Raw genomic sequence first — 18,181 nt, 5'->3', positions numbered from 1 at the left:
CTTGTCGCGCAAGGCGTTGCGTTTCGGGCTCACGTCCGTGGCGGTCGGCTCGGGTGCCATGCTGATGTCGGGCTGTGCCTTCGGCGGCCTGAACTCACTCGACATGCCCGGTACCGCGGGTCACGGCAGCGGGGCGTACACCATCACGGTGGAGTTGCCCGACGTAGCCACGTTGCCGCAGAACTCCCCGGTGATGGTCGACGACGTGACCGTCGGGAGCGTGTCCGGAATCGAGGCGGTGCAGCGTCCCGACGGCACGTTCTACGCCGCAGTCAAGGTGTCGCTCGAGGGTGGCGTCGACCTGCCGGAGAACGCGACGGCCAAGGTCGCCCAGACCTCGTTGCTCGGTTCGCAGCACATCGACCTCGCCCCGCCGGTGGACCAGGCGGGTCAGGGCAAGCTGCGCGAGGGCTCCAACATTCCGCTGTCGCGTGCCGGCCGCTATCCCACCACCGAAGAGGTGCTGTCCTCCCTCGGTGTGGTGGTCAACAAGGGCAACCTCGGGGCGTTGCAGGACATCACCGACGAGTTCTACGCCGCGGTGGCGGGCCGGACCGGTCAGTTCGCCGACCTGATCCCGAGGCTGGCCGAGCTGACCTCGTCGCTCGAGCAGCAGACCGGCGACATCATCTCGGCGCTCGACGGCCTGAACCGATTCGCGGGGATTCTCGCCAACGGCAGGGACAGCCTCGGGCGCGCATTGGACTCGCTGCCCGCCGCGCTGAAGGTGCTCAACGACAACCGAAGCAACATCGTCGACGCCTTCACGGCTCTTCGGACGTTCGCCGGAGTGGCGTCGCACGTGCTGTCGGAGACCAAGGTCGACCTCGTCGCCGACTTCAAGGACCTCTATCCGGTCCTCAAGGCAGTCAACGACAACGCCGACGACCTCATCAAGGACCTCGAGTTCCTGCCGACGTTCCCGTTCCACTACAAGTACCTGCGCAACGCGGTCCGCGGTGACTATCTGAACGTGTTCGTGACGTTCGACCTGACCCTGCGTCGCACGGGTGAGTCGGTGTTCACGACCTCCAAGGGTCTGGACCCCAACATGAGGCACATGTCCGAGGTCCTCAATCCGCCGGACTTCCTCGTCGGCGCGATGGCCAACCTGTCGGGGCAAGCCGCCGACCCGTTCAAGATTCCGCCGGGATCGGCGACTCAGCACGACGGGGGGACGCCCTGATGCTGGATCGCCTCACCCGCGTGCAGCTGACGATCTTCTCGATCGTCACGGTCATTTGCGTCGGCTCCATCTCGGCGTTCTACCTGCACCTGCCCGCAGCGGTGGGCATCGGCGCCTACCACGTCACCGCCGAGTTCAAGGCCGGTGGCGGGCTGTACCAGAACGCCAACGTCACCTACCGGGGCGTCACGATCGGCCGGGTGGAGGACGTCGGCCTCAACGACACGGGCGTGGTCGCCACGATGCGGCTCAACACCGACACCGACGTGCCCGACAACGTGACGGCGACCGTGAAGAGCGTCTCGGCCGTCGGTGAGCAGTACGTCGACCTGGTGCCGCCGAAGGACCCGTCGTCGAACCTCCTGCACGACGGGGCCAAGATCGGCCTCGACCGCACCGCCGTGGGGCAGGACATCGCCCAGTTGCTGGCCCAGGCCGAGTCGTTGGTCAACAGCATCGGCGACGCCCGCGTGAAGGATCTGCTGCGCGAGACCTTCAAGGCGTTCAACGGATCCGGGCCGGAGCTGGCCCGGATGATTCAGTCCTCGCGCCTGCTCGTCGACGAGGCCAACAACAACTACGGCCAGATCTCGCAGCTGATCGACCAGGCGGGCCCGTTCCTCGACTCGCAGATCCGCAGCGGCGACGACATCAAGTCGCTCGCCGACGGTCTCGCCAGATTCACCACCCAGGTGGCCAAGGCCGACCCGCAACTGCGCTCGGTGCTGCAGACCGCGCCCGATGCCGCGCAGGACGTCAACACCACCTTCGACGGCATCCGCCCGAACTTCCCGATGCTGGCCGCGAACCTGGCGAATTTCGGCCGGATCGGCGTCATCTACCGCAAGTCGATCGAACAGGCGCTGGTGATATTTCCGCCGCTGATTGCCGCGTTGAACACGGTTGCGGGCGGGGTGCCCGCCGACGAGGGTGGCAAGCTGGACTTCAAGGTCGACCTCGGCGATCCGCCACCCTGTTTGACGGGTTTCATTCCGCCACAGTTGATTAGAACCCCCGCCGACACCACACTGCGCGAGCTGCCGACGGACCTGTACTGCAAGACCGCGCAGAACGAACCGTCCGTGGTCCGCGGCGCGCGCAACTACCCGTGCCAGGAGTTCCCCGGCAAGCGGGCGCCGACCGTCCAGTTGTGCCGTGACCCGCGCGGTTACGTACCCATCGGCAGCAATCCGTGGCGCGGTCCGCCGGTACCCTATGACACCCCGGTCACCAACGACCGGAACATCACGCCGCCCAATAAGTTCCCCAACATCCCGCCGGGGGCGGACTACGACCCGGGGCCACCGGTCGTCCAACTGCCGCCCGGGGTGCCGCCGGGGCCGGGCCCCGCGCCCAACGCACCGTTCCCGCTGCCCGTGCCGCCCAACGACAACGGGCCACCACCGCCGCTGCCGTACTACGCGCCGCCGGACCAGATCGTTCCGCCGTACGGCAGGACGCTGCCGCCGCCACCGGATGCACCGCCACCGGTAGATGCACCGCCGCCCGCCGAGCTTCCGCCAGGCCAGGGGCCGCTGCTGCCCTCGGAGGCGGTGCCGCCGCAGGCGAGCGGTCCGGCCGCGGCCACGTACGATTCGAAGAACGGCGTCTTCGTCGACCCCGCCGGGGGCACCGGGGTCTACGCCGCCGGCATGGACGAGGTCGACACCGCGGAGACGTGGGTGGACCTGATGTTGGATCCGAGGAAGGCGTAGTTGAGTACGAACGACACGACTTCCGGTGAATCGGCAACGCAGACACCGGAGTCGGCGAAGAAGGGCGCTACGCGCCGACGTGCGTCGCGGGCGGCGGGGCCGGCATCCGGCACAGCCCCCGAGGCGCCCCCGCACGTCGTGGTCGACGCTTCGGCTGCACCCAAGGCCCGGCCCAGCTCGCCGGTCGGTCCGCCGCCGCGACGCCAGCCACATCGCGCCCTCGTCGCAGGGCTCGCGCTGGGCGTGACCGCCGTCCTGGTCGCCGCAATGGCCGGGGTGGTCGCACTACTGTTCCATCAGCAGAGTCGTGCCAATGCCGAGGCGGAGCGGGATCAGAGATTCGTCGACACCGCGTCGCAGACCGTCGTCAACATGTTCAGCTACACCCAGAACGACATCGACGACAGCGTGAACCGGTTCGTCAACGGCATCAGCGGCCCACTGCGGGACATGATGAGCCAGGGCAACAACGTCGAAAACCTCAAGGCCATCTTCCGTGATACCAATGCGACTTCGGAGGCCGTCGTCAACGGCTCCGCGTTGGAGAAGATCGACGAGACCGCCGACAACGCGTCGGTCCTGGTGTCGGTGCGCGTGACGGTGACCAATCTGGACGGCGTCAACGCCCCGTCCAAGCCGTACCGGCTGCGGGTGATCGTCCACGAGGACGACAACGGCCGCATGACCGGATACGACCTGAAGTATCCCGACGGGGGCAATTGATGAGCCGCTGGAGTTCCAGGATCGCGGTGCTCGTCGGTGTGCTGTTCTCGGCCGCCTTCGTCGCGCTGGCCGGGTTCGGGGGCACGCTGTACTGGAACCGCGTCGAGCGGACGGGCGAGCAAGAGGCCAGAGCCGAGCTGCCCCAGCTAGCGGCCCAACAGATCCCGGTCATCCTCGGCTTCGACTACCAGACGATCGAGCGCAGTCGCACCGACGCCTACCAGCTGTTGACGCCGGACTTCCGGCGTGAGTACGAAGACGACACCACGAAGAACGTGATCCCCGCGGCACGCCAACGCCAACTCATCAGCCAGGTCAACGTGGTGGGCGTCGGAATGCTCGACGCGCGCCGTGATTCGGGTTCGGTGATGGTCTTCATGAACCGGGTGCTCACCGACAAGACCAAGCAGCCGCTCTACGACGGCAGCCGGTTGCGCGTCGACTACCAGAAGGTCGGCACGGACTGGCGCATCAAGGACATCACTCCGATCTAGGAGTCGTCGCCGTCCCCGGTGCCAGCCAGGGCGTCGAGGAACGAGCGGGCCCAGCGGTCCACGTCGTGGGCCAGCACCTGCCTGCGCAAGGCCCGCATGCGGCGACGGCCCTCGTCGGGCGTCTGCGCCAGGGCTGCCTCGATCGCATCCTTGACGCCGTCGATGTGGTGCGGGTTGGTCAGGTAGGCCTGTCGGAGTTCGGCTGCGGCACCGGTGAATTCGCTCAGCACCAGCGCGCCGCCGAGATCGCTGCGGCAGGCGACGTACTCCTTGGCGACGAGGTTCATGCCGTCGCGCAAGGGCGTGACCAACATGACGTCGGCGGCGACGAAGAACGCGATCAGCTCGTCGCGCGGCAACGCCTGGTGCAGGTAGTGCACGATCGGATGTCCGACTCTGCCGTATTCGCCGTTGATGTGGCCGACCTGGCGCTCGATGTCCTCGCGCATCACCTTGTAGCTCTGCACCCGTTCGCGGCTGGGTGTCGCCAGCTGGATCAGCACCGTGTCCTCCGGGTCGATCCTGCCCTCGTCGAGCAACTCCGAGAAGGCGCGCAGTCGGACGTCGATGCCCTTGGTGTAGTCCAGCCGGTCCACGCCGAGCAGGATCTTGCGCGGATTGCCGAGCTGAGTGCGCAGCTCCTTCGCGCGCTGGCGGGCTTCGCGGTGGCGGGCCTTGGTGTCGAGATCCTCGGAGTCGATGGAGATGGGAAAGGCACCCACCTTGACGGTGCGAAAGCCCACCTGAATCTCGCCGAAGCGGGAGCGCACCCCGACGTTGGCCCGCGAGGTGTTGGCCCCGAGCAGCCGTCGCGCCAGGATCATGAAGTTCTGCGCGCCGCCGGGCAGGTGAAACCCGACGAGGTCGGCGCCGAGCAGCCCCTCGATGATCTCGGTGCGCCACGGCATCTGCATGAACAGTTCGACGGGGGGAAACGGGATGTGGAGGAAGAAGCCGATGGTCAGATCGGGCCGCAGCATCCGAAGCATCTTCGGCACCAGCTGCAGCTGGTAGTCCTGAATCCACACCGTCGCGCCGTGGGCCGCAGCCTTGGCCGTCGCCTCGGCGAAGCGGCGGTTCACCTCGACGTAGCGGTCCCACCACTGGCGGTGGTAGATCGGCTTGACGATGACGTCGTGGTACAGCGGCCACAGGGTGGCGTTGGAGAAACCCTCGTAGTAGTCGGCGAAGTCGTCGGCGGACAGCGCCACCGGCCGCATCTCGAGGTCGTCCTCGTAGATCGGTTCCTCGTCACCGTCGGTGATGCCGGGCCACCCCACCCAGGCCCCGCGCCGTCGGCGCAGCAGGGGTTCCAAGGCCGTGACGAGACCGCCGGGGCTTCGCTTGTAGGACGTGGAGCCGTCCGCCCGGCGCTCCATGTCGATCGGCAGCCGGTTGGCCACGACGACGAAGTCGGACTCGCCCTCCACGAGCTCGGGGTGCCCGGAGTCGGCTGGGTGGCCTCCTCCTGAGCTCACCTACGCCTCGAGCTTCGCCGGTCCAATGCCCAGCATCGACAGGAACACGCGGCACTCGTCGGCGTCGGTGGCGTAGGCGGCGACGACACGCCTCGCCATGCGGGCGGTGCTGTCGGCCAGGGGCTCGACGTCACCGATTTCGGCAGGATCAGGTTTTGCAGCCATGGCCCAACTCTAGGCGACTCGACGAGCCGCCCAGAGCATCATGGGTGTTACCCGCCGTCGATGCTCGTCGGCGGCTGCACGAACTTCGGTGCGTTCTCCTGCAAGCCGATGCACTGACCGGTGTTGCCACCGGTGCAGGGGACGCCGTCGACGGACGGCAGACCGCCGGGGGACTGGTCGACGTTCGACTCCGGGTAGCCGTTGTTGGTCGGCGAGTTGGGCACGGTGTGGGGCAGGCACGAACCGGTGTACAGGTCCTCGTCCTCCCCGGCCGGGCACGATGCCGATGGCGCGGCGTTCGCGGCGACGGGAACGGTGAAGGCGGCCACCGCGGGAGCGGCGGCGAAGGCGAGCGCGAATCCGCCGGCGAGGATGATTCGTCGTGCAGAGAAGTCGAGGTGCGGCATGATCACGCTTTCTGTTAATTGACGGTGCGTCGCAGGAATTGTAGGGAAGCCCCGGAGAAACTGCACGAGTTCCGTGCGTTCCCTCCGGAGGACCCGCCCTCAGTTGGTGGAGCCGGTGATCGTGGGATCAGAACCCACCGACGACGTGGGCGGAACGTACTGCGGGGCATCCTCGGCCAGACCGATGCACGCACCCGAGTCGCGACCGGTGCACGGGACGCCGTCGATCTCGGGGATGTCGGGGTTGCCGGCGGGGGTGGTGAAGGCCGGCGGCAACGGCGAATTGGGCACCGCGAAGGGGACGCAGGAGCCGGTGAACTCGTCGGTGTCCTCGCCCGCGGCGCAGTCGTCGGCCAAGTGAACACCGGGGGCGGTCAACGGAACCGCAAAGGCGGCCACGGCTGGCGCTGCGGCCACGGCCAGGGCGAACCCGCCGGCGATGATGAGACGGCGTGCGGACGATTCGAAGTGCGGCATGCGTGGATTGTATGGAAGCTGGCAGAAATCTGCTCACATACTGCGAGGTGTCTTCGACGCCGCTGGATCGGGTGTCAGTTGGTGGAACCCGTGATCGTCGGATCCGACCCGACCGACGACGTCGGCGGAACGTACTGCGGGGCGTCCTCGGACAGCCCGATGCACTGACCCGAGTTGCCTCCGGTGCAGGGCACGCCGTCGACCGAGGGCAGGGAACCAGGCGAGCTCTGGACGGCCGGCGAGTTCGGCACCAGGTCCGGCGTGCACGCGTTGGTGTAGACGTCTTCGGTCTCGCCGTTCGAGCACGACGCTCCGAACGACGGTGCGACTGCCGGACCGGCGAAGGTGGCCACCGCCGGGGCGGCGGCGATCGCGACGGCGAATCCGCCGGCGACGAGCAGTCGTCGTGCTGAGAGCTGTTGGGTCGTCATCGCCACGCTTTCTGTAGGTGGGCCCGTCGTGCGCGGGAGCCGTCCGTCCCCGTGAGGATACGCCGACCAGGGGCCCAGCTGGCGCTTATTGGCCGCAGAAGTGGTGCGGGCGTACGGATTCTGTGGACCGGCTTGCCGTTGGCTGTGTCGCGTGCGCGCGAGGATGTGGTTACATGACGAGAACGTGTTCTAGTTTTCGTCGACAGGGGCAATGGTGCAGCTTTCACTGGCGGATCGGACCTTCGTCGTCACCGGTGGCGGCAGCGGCATCGGCAAGGGCGTGGCCATTGCGATCGTGGCGGCCGGCGGAGACGTGGTGTTGGTCGGACGCAACGCCGACCGCCTCGCCGCCGCGCAGGAGGAAATCACCTCGACGGCCGGTCAGGGCTCGGGTGGGGTCAGGTACGAGCCCGCCGACGTGACCAACGAGGACGAGGTCTCCCGCACGGTGGACGCCGCCGTCGCGTGGAACGGTCGGCTGAACGGCGTCGTGCACTGCGCGGGCGGGTCGGAGACGATCGGGCCGATCACGCAGGTCGACTCGGAGGCGTGGCGGCGCACCGTGGACCTCAACGTCAACGGAACGATGTACGTGCTCAAGCACACCGCCCGGGAGATGGTCCGCGGTGGTGGCGGATCGTTCGTCGGCATCTCCTCGGTCGCGGCGAGCAACACGCACCGATGGTTCGGCGCCTACGGCGTGAGCAAGTCGGCGATCGACCACCTGATGCAGCTCGGGGCCGACGAGCTCGGCGCGTCGTGGGTTCGGGTCAACTCGATTCGGCCGGGGCTCATCCGCACCGAACTCGTTGCGTTGGTGCTGGATTCGCCGGAGCTAAGCGAGGATTACCGCATCAGCACGCCGTTGCCCCGGGTCGGCGAGGTCGAAGACATCGCCAACGCCTCGGTGTTCCTGCTCAGTGACGCCGCAAGCTGGATCACCGGTCAGGTCATCAACGTCGACGGTGGACAGCTGGTGCGTCGGGGCCCCGACTACTCGGCGATGCTCGAGCCGGTCTTCGGCGCCGACGGACTGCGCGGAGTGGTCGGCTAGCGCTACTGCTTCGGCATCGACGACGGGCAATAAGCCTGCACGGCAAGGCCGCCGAAGTTCTGGATGTTCTTGAGGTTCGTCCACTTGGTGGCGTTCTGCACGTGCCGCAACGCGGTCTCGACCGACTCGGTACGGGTCAGCACGTCGCACGTCGAGTGGGCGAGGTCGACCGCCACGGCGTCCGAGGACAGCTTGAGGTTCTTGTCCTTGAGAGCGTTCAGGAACGCGGCGTCGACCTGTTGTGAGCCGGTGTCGCCAGTCGGGTCGGCCTGGGCCGGGACCGCGGCCGCCAGGGCCGCCGTCGTCGAGACTGCGACGAGCAACGCAGCGCTGAAGTTCCTTGCTCTCATGTGCCACCCCTGGTCGGTAGGAAATCCACCGGCGACCTTACGCCAGCAAAGCCTCACCGGGGTATCGCCGAGTCCTCAGGCGGTGTTACCGCCGAGCCTCGATCCCGTCGTGATGAATACGGGACCCCAGCTCGGCGAGGGGACGGCCCCCGCCGCCCCATCGCCGGGCGATGATCTCGGCGGTGATCGACACCGCGGTCTCCTCGGGAGTCCGCGCACCGAGATCGAGCCCGATGGGGCTCGACAGCCGGGCCATCGCGTCCTCGGTCAGGCCGACTTCTCGAAGCCGCTCGAGCCTGTCGACGTGGGTCTGGCGTGAGCCCATCGCGCCCACGTAGCCGACCCGTGGCAGCCGCAGGGCCACCGCGAGCACCGGCACGTCGAACTTGGGATCATGGGTCAGCACGCAGATGACGGTTCTGGCGTCGACCGCGCCCAACTCTTGTTGGCCGGCGAGGTACCGGTGGGGCCAGTCGACGACTACCTCGTCGGCGGCGGGAAACCGGGCGGGCGTCGCGAAGATGGGCCGCGCGTCGCAGACGGTGACGCGGTAGCCCAGGAGCGCCGCCTGGCGGGTCAGCGCCGCGGCGAAGTCGATGGCGCCGAAGACGATCATCCTGGGCCGCGGCGCGTGGCTGGAGACGAAGACCTCCATGCCCTCGCCCTGGCGTTGACCGTCGGGACCGTAGGTCAGCACCGCCGTTCGCCCCGCGGCGAGTAGCCCGCGGACGTCGTCGGCGACTGCGTCGTCGGCGCGAGCCGAACCCAGCGATCCCTCGGCGGTCGTCTCCCCGACGACCAGCCGTCGCCCGGTCCACTCCACGTCGGGGTGCGCGATCACCGTGGCCACCGCCACCGGGCGATGCGAGCCGATCGCGTCGGCGACGGCATCCAGTTGCGGAAACGTGTTGCGGGACAGGGGTTCGGCGAAGATGTCGATGATTCCGCCACACGTCAGACCCACCGCGAAGGCGTCGTCGTCGGTGATGCCGTAGCGCTGGAGCCGGGGGCGGCCCGTCTGGACGACCTCGCCGGCCAGTTCGTAGACCGCAGATTCCACGCACCCGCCGGAGACCGATCCCGCGACCGAGCCGTCGGGGGAGACGACCATGGCCGCCCCCGCCGCACGTGGTGCGGACTTCATGGTGCGAACCACGGTGGCCAGCCCCGCCGTCTCACCGGCGCGCCACACCGAGAGAAGCTCGTCGAGAACGTCGCGCACGTCCCGAGTCTAGGTCGACCCGAGTACCGTTGCCCCATGACAGGATCGCCCCGTCGGGTACGGCGATGCGTCGGCTGACTGCCGCCGTATGCGTCGCCGTCATGACGGCGCTGGCGGGTTGTGACCGGGGCGGGTCACCCAACCCGCTGTTCGACTCCGCCGGCTATCACGTTCGCAGCGACTCGGTCTTCTACCTACAAGCCTTCCCGGGCAGAGCGGTCGAGGTCGGCGGCGCCGACGCCGGATCCTTCGAGCCACTCGACCGGACGTTCGCCAAGGACGACACGACGGTATACGTCGACGGGCGCGCGCTCCCCGAGGCCGACCCCGCCACCTTCGAACTGCTGGACCGGCCGGACTTCGCCAAGGATGACGCTCACGTCTACCAGCGCGACACGGTGCTCAGCGACGACCCCGACGGCTTCGAATTGCTCGAGGGCAATCTGACCAAGGACTCCAGGGCGGTGTACTGGTCCGACGGTCGGGTGTTGTCCGACGATCCCGCCCACTTCGCCATCGTCTCGGATTCGGACTACTACCTGTTCACCAAGGACGACCGCTTCGTACAGGTCAACGGCAACCGCGTCGCCGGTGCCGACCCCGCCACCTTTCGAGTGCTCGGGGGCGGTTATTCGCGCGACGACGCCGGTGTCTACTACTTCGCCGATCGGATCGACGCCGCCGACGTCGCGTCCTTCGAGGTGCTCGAAGGCCCCTTCGCGCGCGACGCTCACCGCGGATTCTGGATGGGCAAGCCGGTCCCGGGCGCCGACGGCGCCACGTTCGGCGTGCTGAATGCGGCCTTCGAGTGTTCCGCCGACGACACGCACGCCTACTACCGCGACGACGTCATCGTCGACGCCGATCCCCAGTCGTTTCCACCTGGGCATGCGGTGACCGGGTGCTCGGAGGACTCGGTCTTCTTCACGCCCTAGCGGGCAAAATCAAAAGCCCCGTCAAACGCCACCCCGGGGTGCTAATTTGACGGATTCAGCAACACGGGGAGGACAAGCCATGAACGTTTCGCGATCTCGAGTCCTGTTGACGGTGGCGGGGTCGACGTCGGTGGTGCCCACTAGGACGATCGCCGCCACAGGCAGTCGCCGGTGAGTTCCACGGTGAAGAGCCGGGGCACCATCTCGAGGGTCAGTGGCCGGCCGGGTTCGCCACGGTCGACCTGTGGCGGGGTCAGCGTGGGCGTTCCAGAGATCACCGCGAACTGCGTTGCGCCACAGGCGGTCTCCGGCGAGAGCGGGGTGGCCGTCCATTGGCCGGACTCCAGCATCGGGTTGCGCCGACCCTGCCCGTGCAACGTCATCGTCGGCCCGGGGCTCGCCCACTCGTCGCTCATCGGATAGGGGTCGGTGACCGATTGCCAGCCCGTGCCGTCGCAGACCAGGGGCGCCGAGGCGTCGGCCGGCAGCGTCAACGCGTCCTTGGTCTCCACGCCACACGGGGGGTTGCCTTGTGGCGCAGCGGGATCGGCGGTCGCCGCGGCTGTCGGTGACAGGGCGAATGCCGCGACCACCGCCACCAGAATTCTGCGCAGCACGAGCCGACCTACACCTTCGTGAGGTCGGTCTTCATCAGCATCACGTTGTACTGAGACCACAGTGAGAGGTTCCAGTACAGGTCGGTGCCGGTGCCCATGGTCGACGGCGACCACGGATGCATCATCGGTGCGTAGATGCCGCCGGGCTGCTGAGCCATCAGCACCTTGGCCCCCGACCAGCCGCCTTGCGGGGTATCCGAGGTGCGCATCACGATGTTGTTGAACTGGTCGCCGTAGAGGACGACGTACTTCTTGAGCTGCTTGTTGTACTGGACCGACATCTCGCTGACCTGGTTGCCGGGATTGGCGACGCCGCACGCGCCGGTGTCCTGTCCGAAGACCGCCGAGGCCTTGGCGGGCTGATTCTTGTACCAACCCGCCGGGGTGGCGCCCCAGCCGAACCAACCGCCCGCGGTACCAGCGCTGTAGTACTCGTACTTGCTGGCGTCGAGGATGTCCTTCTCGGCGACGCGCGAGACGTAGGCCGCGCCCTGGCGGCCGTTCGGGGTGCCGTAGTCGTACACGTAGCCGTCGCCGGGTCTGACGTAGGCGCCCTGCTGAAAGTTGGCGTTGCCGCTCCACGGGTCGTTGTACCGGACCGACGTCGGTGCGACGGTCCAGTTCTCGCCGTTGTCGGTGGAGTAGGCGACGGCCGAGTAGTTGGTGGTCCACGTGCCGGCCGCACCCCAGTTGGTCACCGACATGAAGTTGACGTATTGGGTGACCCCGAACTGCGTGCCCGGTGTCGGAATCGAAATGCCCGCGGTGGGAATCAAGGTGACGCCGGCGGGCAGGCCGTCGGGATGGATGATCTGGCGAGCGGTCGTCGGGCTGCTCAGTGGCGTGCCGCCAAACATGTTGCCGTTGAACCATTCTCCGTTGGGGATGGTGATCCCGTCGGAGAGCACCGTGTCAGCACTGCGGAGCAGGACGTTGAAGCGCCAGTTGCCGGTCATGTTGGCGCCACTGAACGTGTCGCCGAATGCCATCAGCACCTGGTGCTCGTTGTACGCAGTGGTGGGGTCGTCGACTATGCCGTTGTCCCAGATGACACCGACGTCGGTCCCCGTGATGCCGAAGCGGTTGAGGGTGTCGGCGATCAGGGGGTTGCCGGTCTGGTAGTTACCCGTGACCCACTGCACGAATTGGGTGGACGGGCTCAATTGCGCACCGGGGAGCGGGAAGCCGGGAATGTTGACCGCCGCTGCCGCGGGAGCGGCGACCGCCGCTTGGGCGAACGCGGTGGTGGCCGCGGCCAGCGACAGGCTGGTGGCATCGGTGGTGACGGTCGGCGCGGCGGTGGCGCGGCCGGTCACGGCGTTGACGAAGTCGTCGAACTCACGGCGCGCGTAGGCCAGCAGCGACCATGCCAGGGGTGGCCCGGCTGGCGTCGGCGAGCCCGCGCCCATGAAAGGCGCCAGCATCCAATTGACGACGCTGGACACCATGGTGCCCACGACGGCCAGCGGATTCTGCGGCGCGAGTACGGGTGGGGCGGTCGGCGTCACCGCGACGGCGGCGGCCAGTAGCGACGCGGCCGGCGTGGCTGGGGCCGAGACGACGGCGAGTTTCGCGGCCGCCTTCGGGGTTGGATCGGCGACCGTCTTGGTGACGGTTGCGGTGGCGGCGTCAGGGGTGGTGGCGGTGCTGAGTGCCGGGGCTGAGACGGCCGCGGGCACGTCGTTCGCCTTCGCCTTCTTGGTGGGGGCAGGGGTGGGCGGGACGGCGGTGGCCGTCGGGCCGTCGTGCGGGACGTCCGGCGTCGACGATTCGGGGATCGTCGGCTTGGGCGTCTCCGTGGGCGTCTCCGTGGACGCCGAAGTGGCCGTGGGCTCGGGTGACTCGGTGGGCTTGGGGGAGGGCGTGCTGCCGGAACTGCCGGTGTTGGTCTGGGCGCTGACGACTCCGCTGGCTGCCGGGCCGGACGCGGCCGGGGTGCCGGTGGGCGTGTCGTCGTTCTTCGTGGGGGTGGAAGTCGTCGTGGGTTGCGTCGGTGCGTCTGCCGTGGTGCCAGACGACGGCGTCGACGCCGTGCTCGCGGAGGTGCCGGCTGGGTTCGACGACTGGCTGCTCGAGGTGGTGGCAGGCCCGTCGTCGGCGGCTGCGACGCCGTAGCCCGTCGCGACTGCGGTGCCGACTCCCAGGGCCACGGCCAGCCCGCCCACTCGACCGATGTATCTGGAGGCTCCCATGTTGGCCCTTCCGATGCGCTGAACTGCTCTTCCCCGCTGGAGCAGAGCAATTGAATCGCACTATCTCCGGGCTCACAGGCGAAAGCCGACTTTCACGACCGTCACTCCTGTTGCCCTTCGTCCCAGGGGTCGGGCGCGTTACCGGGCGGAGGCGTCACTTCAGTTTCTCGAGGGCCTTCTCGTAGAGCGCGAAGGCTTCGGACAGCCCGCCGCCGACCCACGCGTCGACGATGCCGACCTTGTCGGCCACCAGTTGAATCTGGGTGACCCACTCCTGAAAGCCCTGGTCGGTGCGCAGTGCGTCGATCTGGCCGTGGGTGCCCTGGATGAGGATGAACCCGCCCAGTTCGGTGCTCTGGGGCTTGAGCACTGCCGCGTCGTAACGTTCGATGCGGCCTTCGCTCGACAGTTGTTCGAGGTAACCGGTCAGCGACGACTTGAGCAGCGCCAGCGCCTGCGGTTCCCGTCCGCGGGCGGGGATTCCCCACGCAATCCACACTCCGGCTTCGGACATCGATTCCTCCTCGGCTGACGAGCGGGCGTGACGCCCGCGCCTGTGAGTATCTAGTACGACTGGCCATCGGCGTATCGCTGCCGCCGAGAGTGTCTGCCCTTGCCGCGGTTGCGACTCTTGTAGGTCACGAGCTGAGAATCGCAGTTCGGACACACCAGCCGGAGGTTGTCCCGACGGTTGTTGGTGGGGTTCCCGTCGACGTGGTCGAGCACCAGGGCGAGGTGCGCGCCCAGCCACGTGTTCGCTCCACCGCAGATCGCGCAGCAACCGTCTTGAGCGTCGGAGAGATATTGCCGGATGTAGTGCGTCCGGCGACCGTCGATGAAGGCCTCGCCGGTCTCGAGCCAACGCTTGATGCCGGTGTCTCGGCGGGCCGCGGCTTGACACGCGTTACCGCAGTACACCTTCTGGCTAGGCCTGTAGAGCGCGGAACCGCAATGACGACATTGCCTCACGGGCCCGAGGCTAGGGCCGCCCACCGACAGCGAACCCGGTCGAACGTGGAGCCCCCTATCGGGATTGAACCGATGACCTTCCGCTTACAAGGCGGGAGCTCTACCACTGAGCTAAGGAGGCGTATGCGCGGCTAGCTTATCGGCTCACTCGTCGGCGTCGACGACCCGTGGGGCGGGAATGGGCTGCGTAATGGGGCGTCGTCCCCGGCCGCGCGGCAGCGGGATCCGGCCGGCGATGTTGCTCAAGGGATTGACCACCTGGCTCAGGGTGATGACGGCTTCGTGCAGCGCGTCGATCGTCGGGGTCAGCGCCTCCAGCCCCGGCGCGAGCCGGTTGAGGGTGTCGGCCACGTCGGCGAGCTTCATCAGCGCGCCCTGTTCGGCGGTGAGGGTGTCGAGGAGGCCGCCCTCGGCGAGCAGCTTGTCGGCGACGCCGTCCTCCCGCAAGATGCGTTCGATCAGACCGTCGTTGGCGAGCAACTGGTCGGCGAGCCCGCCGGGCGCGATCACTCGGGACACGGCCCCGTCGTCGGTGGTGAGCCGGTCGACCAGGCCGCCCTCTGCGGTCAGCTGGTCGATGAGGCCGCCGGGCGCCACCGCGCGGGCGACGGGTCCGTTGTCGGCCGTCAGCCGATCGAGGAGGCCGCCCTCGGCGGTGAGCTGGTCGACGAGCCCACCCGGCCGCAGCATTCTGTTGACGGGTCCGTCGGGGGCGAGCGCGCGTCCGAGCGGTGCGTCGTCGTCCATCAGATGGGCGAGGCGGTTGGCGCGTTCGACGGCATCCTCGAGTCCCAGCATCTGCGCCAGCGACGAGCGGCCGGCAGGTGCGCGACCGTCGTCGAGGCTCCTCTGGACGACGGCCAGCGTCTCGCCGGCGATCCCGAGGCCCATGTCGGCGACGGCGAGCCCGATTCGCGCCGGTGCGGTCACCACGTCGACGAGGGCTTTGCCGAGATTCATGGTGCTCATCCTATGGCGACCGTCACACGGAGGAGTCTGGGAATCAACTCACAGGAATCTCACAGCGCCTCGGCAGCGTCAAGACATGGGAATGGGAGGACATTGTTCACATGGCCATGGCTGCAATTCCGGAATTCATTCCCGAAGCGAGAATCCTCGTCGTCGACGACGAAACCAACATCGTCGAACTTCTCTCGGTGAGTCTGAAGTTCCAGGGCTTCGAGGTGCACACCGCCTCCAGCGGACCCGCGGCGCTGGACAAGGCCCGTGAGATCCGTCCGGACGCCGTGATCCTCGACGTGATGATGCCCGGGATGGACGGCTTCGGCGTACTGCGTCGTCTGCGTGCCGACGGCATCGACGCGCCCGCGCTGTTCCTCACCGCGCGCGACTCGCTCCAGGACAAGATCGCCGGCCTGACCCTCGGCGGCGACGACTACGTCACCAAGCCGTTCAGCCTCGAAGAGGTCGTGGCGCGACTGCGGGTCATCCTGCGCCGCTCCGGCCGCGGCGTCGAGGAGCCGCGAAGCGCGCGTCTTACCTTCGCCGACATCGAGCTCGACGAGGACACCCACGAGGTGTGGAAGGCCGGCGAGCCCGTCTCGCTGTCGCCGACCGAGTTCACGCTGCTTCGCTACTTCATCATCAACGCGGGCACGGTGCTGTCCAAGCCGAAGATCCTGGACCACGTGTGGCGGTACGACTTCGGTGGTGACGTCAACGTCGTCGAGTCCTACGTCTCGTATCTGCGCCGCAAGATCGACACCGGTGAGAAGCGACTGCTGCACACGCTGCGAGGCGTGGGATACGTTCTGCGCGAACCGCGCTAATGCCCCCACATGCGTGAGTTCGCCCGTCGACGGCCGCGCTTTCTGCACAATGTGGGGATGACGGGTCTTCGGAGGCGCGGTATCCCGTTGCGGGTCGGACTGGTGGCCGCGACGCTCGTCCTGGTGGCGTGCGGTTTGCTCGCCTCGGGGGTCGCCGTCACCTCCATCATCAGGCACACCCTGATCAACCGGGTCGACGAGACCCTGCTGGACGCCTCGCGCGGCTGGGCTCAGGCCCCCCGTCGGATGCCGGCCACGCCGCTGGAGGATCCAAACCCCGCCCGGCCGCCGTCGGACTTCTACGTCCGGGGCATCGACTCCGACGGTCGCATCTGGATGGCGGTCAACGACCGCGACGCCGAGCCCGCGCTGCCCGACAGCAACGACGTCGGACCGGTGCCCGTCACCGTCGGCTCGATCGACCACTCCAACGTGCAGTGGCGTGCGATGACGGTGCGCGGCCTGCACGGCGAGCTGACCACGGTGGCCATCGACCTGTCGAACGTGTCGTCGACCGTTCGTGCGCTGACGTGGTCGCAGGTGGGCATCGGCGTCGCGGTGCTGCTGGTTCTCGGCATCGCCGGGTTCGCCGTGGTGCATCGCAGTCTTCGTCCGCTGGTCGAGGTGGAGCAGACCGCGGCGGCCATCGCCGCCGGTGAGCTCGACCGCCGCATTCCGGAACGCGACACGCGCACCGAGGTGGGCCGACTGTCGCTGGCGCTCAACGGAATGCTCACCCAGATTCAACGGGCGGTCGCCTCATCGGAGGCCTCGGCCGAGAAGGCGCGTACCTCCGAGGACCGGATGCGGCGCTTCATCACCGACGCCAGCCACGAACTCCGCACCCCGCTGACCACCATTCGCGGTTTCGCCGAGCTGTATCGCCAGGGCGCCGCGCGCGACGTCGAGCTGTTGATGAGCCGCATCGAAAGCGAGTCCCAGCGGATGGGTCTGCTCGTCGAGGATCTGCTGCTGTTGGCACGGCTGGACGCTCAGCGCCCGATGGAGCAGCGTCGGGTCGACCTGTTGTCCCTGGCGAGCGACGCGGTTCACGATGCGCGGTCGGTGGCACCGAGGCGGACGGTCACCATGGAGGTTCTCGACGGCCCGGGAACGCCGGAGGTGCTTGGCGACGAAGCTCGGCTCCGGCAGGTGATGGGTAATCTCGTGGCCAACGCGCTGCAGCACACCCCGGAGTCCGCGAGCATCGCGATTCGCGTCGGCACCAGGCAGGACAACGCGATCCTGGAAGTTGCCGACGAAGGTCCCGGCATGAGTCGCGAAGATGCGCACCGGGTCTTCGAGCGGTTCTACCGCACCGATTCCTCGCGGGCGCGGGCCAGCGGTGGGACCGGGCTGGGGTTGTCCATCGTCGACTCGTTGGTCTACGCCCACGGCGGCACGGTCAGCGTGACCACGGCGCCCGGTCAGGGGTGCCGCTTCACGGTGGCGCTGCCCCGGATCGCCGAGGCTCCGGTGGTCAGCGATCCCGGCGCCGACGAGCCCGCGACGGTCTAGTCGAGGTCGGCCAGCGCGGCGGTGATCTTGGCCTGCGCCTCGTCGAGGGACTCAGGTGAGGGGTTGCGGTCGACACCTGCGAAGCCGAAGTCGGACAGCTGACGGGCGGGGAAGACGTGCACGTGTAGGTGCGGAACCTCCAGGCCGGCGATGATCAGGCCGGTGCGCTCGACGCCGAAGGCCTTCGACTGAGCCTTGCCGATGCGCTGCGCCACGGCCATCACCTTGGCGAATACGGCCGGCTCGACGTCCTGCCAGTCGTCGATCTCTGCGCGGGGGACGACGAGGGTGTGTCCCTGGGTCATCGGCTCGATGGTGAGGAACGCGACGACCTCGTCGTCCTCGTAGACGAAACGGCCGGGGATCTCCCGGTTGATGATCATGGTGAACACGGAGGCCATGGGTCGAGCATGCCAGAACGGGGTGCCCGGGCGACGTGACCGACGCAAGGTCTCTGA

The 18,181-nt window shown here is 68.0% G+C and carries 22 protein-coding genes and 1 tRNA gene; 9 read left to right on the top strand and 14 right to left on the bottom strand.

Annotated elements, in window-relative coordinates:
• Positions 1–58: 58 nt before the first annotated feature.
• Genes ABZ195_RS05885 through ABZ195_RS05870 form a run of 4 tightly spaced genes read left to right on the top strand, consistent with a single transcriptional unit; the run spans position 59 to position 4,118 of the window.
• On the top strand, positions 59–1,186 hold the full coding sequence (locus ABZ195_RS05885) for an MCE family protein (RefSeq protein ID WP_355216106.1): 1,128 nt from the start codon (positions 59–61) through the stop codon (positions 1,184–1,186).
• The gene (locus ABZ195_RS05880) at positions 1,186–2,901 is read left to right on the top strand and encodes a virulence factor Mce family protein (protein WP_355215694.1); all 1,716 of its coding nucleotides are present in this window, start codon (positions 1,186–1,188) and stop codon (positions 2,899–2,901) included. Before ABZ195_RS05885 ends, ABZ195_RS05880 begins: the two co-directional genes overlap by 1 nt.
• On the top strand, positions 2,902–3,624 hold the full coding sequence (locus tag ABZ195_RS05875; protein WP_355215693.1) for a mammalian cell entry protein: 723 nt from the start codon (positions 2,902–2,904) through the stop codon (positions 3,622–3,624).
• Positions 3,624–4,118 (top strand): mammalian cell entry protein, encoded by a 495-nt coding sequence (locus ABZ195_RS05870; protein ID WP_355215691.1) that lies wholly within the window; start codon positions 3,624–3,626, stop codon positions 4,116–4,118. The genes ABZ195_RS05875 and ABZ195_RS05870 overlap by 1 nt, the downstream gene beginning before the upstream one ends.
• Here ABZ195_RS05870 and ABZ195_RS05865 read toward each other — a convergent pair.
• The 5 genes from ABZ195_RS05865 to ABZ195_RS05845 all read right to left on the bottom strand — a co-directional run bounded on the left by ABZ195_RS05865 (position 4,115) and on the right by ABZ195_RS05845 (position 7,076).
• On the bottom strand, positions 4,115–5,596 hold the full coding sequence (locus tag ABZ195_RS05865) for a trehalose-6-phosphate synthase (RefSeq protein ID WP_355215689.1): 1,482 nt from the start codon (positions 5,594–5,596) through the stop codon (positions 4,115–4,117). The two genes, ABZ195_RS05870 and ABZ195_RS05865, sit on opposite strands and share 4 nt — an antisense overlap.
• Complete coding sequence (locus ABZ195_RS05860) at positions 5,597–5,761, bottom strand: hypothetical protein (protein ID WP_170220004.1); 165 nt, start codon at positions 5,759–5,761, stop codon at positions 5,597–5,599.
• Between the two features lie 47 nt (positions 5,762–5,808).
• Positions 5,809–6,168: an intersectin-EH binding protein Ibp1 gene (locus ABZ195_RS05855; RefSeq protein ID WP_355215687.1), complete on the bottom strand. Its 360-nt coding sequence runs from the start codon at positions 6,166–6,168 to the stop codon at positions 5,809–5,811.
• Positions 6,169–6,267: 99 nt separating this feature from the next.
• Positions 6,268–6,645 (bottom strand): intersectin-EH binding protein Ibp1, encoded by a 378-nt coding sequence (locus tag ABZ195_RS05850; protein WP_355215685.1) that lies wholly within the window; start codon positions 6,643–6,645, stop codon positions 6,268–6,270.
• 74 nt (positions 6,646–6,719) lie between these two features.
• Complete coding sequence (locus ABZ195_RS05845) at positions 6,720–7,076, bottom strand: intersectin-EH binding protein Ibp1 (RefSeq protein ID WP_355215683.1); 357 nt, start codon at positions 7,074–7,076, stop codon at positions 6,720–6,722.
• Positions 7,077–7,290: 214 nt separating this feature from the next.
• Here ABZ195_RS05845 and ABZ195_RS05840 point away from each other — a divergent pair, with 214 nt between their 5' ends.
• Positions 7,291–8,130, top strand: coding sequence for an SDR family oxidoreductase (locus ABZ195_RS05840; protein ID WP_355216104.1), 840 nt, complete (start codon positions 7,291–7,293; stop codon positions 8,128–8,130).
• A 2-nt stretch (positions 8,131–8,132) separates the two neighbouring features.
• Here the strand turns inward: ABZ195_RS05840 and ABZ195_RS05835 are convergent, their stop codons facing one another.
• Together ABZ195_RS05835 and ABZ195_RS05830 are read right to left on the bottom strand one after the other, a co-directional pair.
• Complete coding sequence (locus tag ABZ195_RS05835; protein WP_355215682.1) at positions 8,133–8,480, bottom strand: DUF732 domain-containing protein; 348 nt, start codon at positions 8,478–8,480, stop codon at positions 8,133–8,135.
• Positions 8,481–8,565: 85 nt separating this feature from the next.
• Positions 8,566–9,702 (bottom strand): XdhC/CoxI family protein, encoded by a 1,137-nt coding sequence (locus ABZ195_RS05830; protein WP_355215680.1) that lies wholly within the window; start codon positions 9,700–9,702, stop codon positions 8,566–8,568.
• Between the two features lie 65 nt (positions 9,703–9,767).
• Here ABZ195_RS05830 and ABZ195_RS05825 point away from each other — a divergent pair, with 65 nt between their 5' ends.
• On the top strand, positions 9,768–10,637 hold the full coding sequence (locus tag ABZ195_RS05825) for a DKNYY domain-containing protein (RefSeq protein WP_355215679.1): 870 nt from the start codon (positions 9,768–9,770) through the stop codon (positions 10,635–10,637).
• 140 nt (positions 10,638–10,777) lie between these two features.
• On the opposite strand, the gene ABZ195_RS05820 is transcribed toward ABZ195_RS05825, so the two are convergent.
• Positions 10,778–11,254, bottom strand: coding sequence for a hypothetical protein (locus ABZ195_RS05820; RefSeq protein ID WP_355215677.1), 477 nt, complete (start codon positions 11,252–11,254; stop codon positions 10,778–10,780).
• A gap of 8 nt (positions 11,255–11,262) precedes the next feature.
• Positions 11,263–12,933 carry a DUF4185 domain-containing protein gene (locus ABZ195_RS05815; protein WP_355215675.1) on the bottom strand — a complete coding sequence of 557 codons (1,671 nt, stop codon included), beginning with the start codon at positions 12,931–12,933 and terminating at the stop codon, positions 11,263–11,265.
• On the opposite strand from ABZ195_RS05815, the gene ABZ195_RS05810 reads away from it, so the two are divergent.
• Positions 12,899–13,369 (top strand): hypothetical protein, encoded by a 471-nt coding sequence (locus ABZ195_RS05810; RefSeq protein ID WP_355215674.1) that lies wholly within the window; start codon positions 12,899–12,901, stop codon positions 13,367–13,369. The two genes, ABZ195_RS05815 and ABZ195_RS05810, sit on opposite strands and share 35 nt — an antisense overlap.
• A gap of 231 nt (positions 13,370–13,600) precedes the next feature.
• Here the strand turns inward: ABZ195_RS05810 and ABZ195_RS05805 are convergent, their stop codons facing one another.
• From ABZ195_RS05805 to ABZ195_RS05790, 4 genes are all read right to left on the bottom strand, one after another.
• Positions 13,601–13,960 (bottom strand): hypothetical protein, encoded by a 360-nt coding sequence (locus tag ABZ195_RS05805; protein WP_355215672.1) that lies wholly within the window; start codon positions 13,958–13,960, stop codon positions 13,601–13,603.
• Positions 13,961–14,010: 50 nt separating this feature from the next.
• Positions 14,011–14,415, bottom strand: coding sequence for an HNH endonuclease (locus ABZ195_RS05800; RefSeq protein ID WP_355215671.1), 405 nt, complete (start codon positions 14,413–14,415; stop codon positions 14,011–14,013).
• Between the two features lie 46 nt (positions 14,416–14,461).
• Positions 14,462–14,536: transfer RNA gene (locus ABZ195_RS05795), tRNA-Thr, on the bottom strand.
• Positions 14,537–14,559: 23 nt separating this feature from the next.
• Positions 14,560–15,375, bottom strand: coding sequence for a hypothetical protein (locus ABZ195_RS05790; protein WP_355215669.1), 816 nt, complete (start codon positions 15,373–15,375; stop codon positions 14,560–14,562).
• A gap of 110 nt (positions 15,376–15,485) precedes the next feature.
• Here ABZ195_RS05790 and ABZ195_RS05785 point away from each other — a divergent pair, with 110 nt between their 5' ends.
• Positions 15,486–16,205: a response regulator transcription factor gene (locus ABZ195_RS05785; RefSeq protein WP_056560436.1), complete on the top strand. Its 720-nt coding sequence runs from the start codon at positions 15,486–15,488 to the stop codon at positions 16,203–16,205.
• Between the two features lie 57 nt (positions 16,206–16,262).
• Positions 16,263–17,723, top strand: coding sequence for a HAMP domain-containing sensor histidine kinase (locus tag ABZ195_RS05780; RefSeq protein WP_355215667.1), 1,461 nt, complete (start codon positions 16,263–16,265; stop codon positions 17,721–17,723).
• On the opposite strand, the gene ABZ195_RS05775 is transcribed toward ABZ195_RS05780, so the two are convergent.
• Positions 17,720–18,124: an HIT family protein gene (locus tag ABZ195_RS05775; protein ID WP_355215666.1), complete on the bottom strand. Its 405-nt coding sequence runs from the start codon at positions 18,122–18,124 to the stop codon at positions 17,720–17,722. The two genes, ABZ195_RS05780 and ABZ195_RS05775, sit on opposite strands and share 4 nt — an antisense overlap.
• Positions 18,125–18,181: the final 57 nt, after the last annotated feature.

It is taken from the genome of Mycobacterium sp. NPDC006124, from assembly GCF_040614235.1.
Classification (GTDB): Bacteria; Actinomycetota; Actinomycetes; order Mycobacteriales; family Mycobacteriaceae; genus Mycobacterium.
Note: the sequence above shows the minus strand (reverse complement) of the source record. Positions and strands in the feature narration are given on the sequence as shown.

Bases quoted from the DNA above. Each gene is read 5' to 3' on its own strand.
- ABZ195_RS05860 (WP_170220004.1), bottom strand. From the start codon at position 5,761: ATGGCTGCAAAACCTGATCCTGCCGAAATCGGTGACGTCGAGCCCCTG.
- ABZ195_RS05835 (WP_355215682.1), bottom strand. From the start codon at position 8,480: ATGAGAGCAAGGAACTTCAGCGCTGCGTTGCTCGTCGCAGTCTCGACG.
- ABZ195_RS05885 (WP_355216106.1), top strand. From the start codon at position 59: ATGCTGATGTCGGGCTGTGCCTTCGGCGGCCTGAACTCACTCGACATG.
- ABZ195_RS05790 (WP_355215669.1), bottom strand. From the start codon at position 15,375: ATGAATCTCGGCAAAGCCCTCGTCGACGTGGTGACCGCACCGGCGCGA.
- ABZ195_RS05805 (WP_355215672.1), bottom strand. From the start codon at position 13,960: ATGTCCGAAGCCGGAGTGTGGATTGCGTGGGGAATCCCCGCCCGCGGA.
- ABZ195_RS05870 (WP_355215691.1), top strand. From the start codon at position 3,624: ATGAGCCGCTGGAGTTCCAGGATCGCGGTGCTCGTCGGTGTGCTGTTC.
- ABZ195_RS05780 (WP_355215667.1), top strand. From the start codon at position 16,263: ATGACGGGTCTTCGGAGGCGCGGTATCCCGTTGCGGGTCGGACTGGTG.
- ABZ195_RS05845 (WP_355215683.1), bottom strand. From the start codon at position 7,076: ATGACGACCCAACAGCTCTCAGCACGACGACTGCTCGTCGCCGGCGGA.
- ABZ195_RS05825 (WP_355215679.1), top strand. From the start codon at position 9,768: ATGCGTCGGCTGACTGCCGCCGTATGCGTCGCCGTCATGACGGCGCTG.
- ABZ195_RS05880 (WP_355215694.1), top strand. From the start codon at position 1,186: ATGCTGGATCGCCTCACCCGCGTGCAGCTGACGATCTTCTCGATCGTC.
- ABZ195_RS05850 (WP_355215685.1), bottom strand. From the start codon at position 6,645: ATGCCGCACTTCGAATCGTCCGCACGCCGTCTCATCATCGCCGGCGGG.
- ABZ195_RS05785 (WP_056560436.1), top strand. From the start codon at position 15,486: ATGGCCATGGCTGCAATTCCGGAATTCATTCCCGAAGCGAGAATCCTC.
- ABZ195_RS05855 (WP_355215687.1), bottom strand. From the start codon at position 6,168: ATGCCGCACCTCGACTTCTCTGCACGACGAATCATCCTCGCCGGCGGA.
- ABZ195_RS05775 (WP_355215666.1), bottom strand. From the start codon at position 18,124: ATGGCCTCCGTGTTCACCATGATCATCAACCGGGAGATCCCCGGCCGT.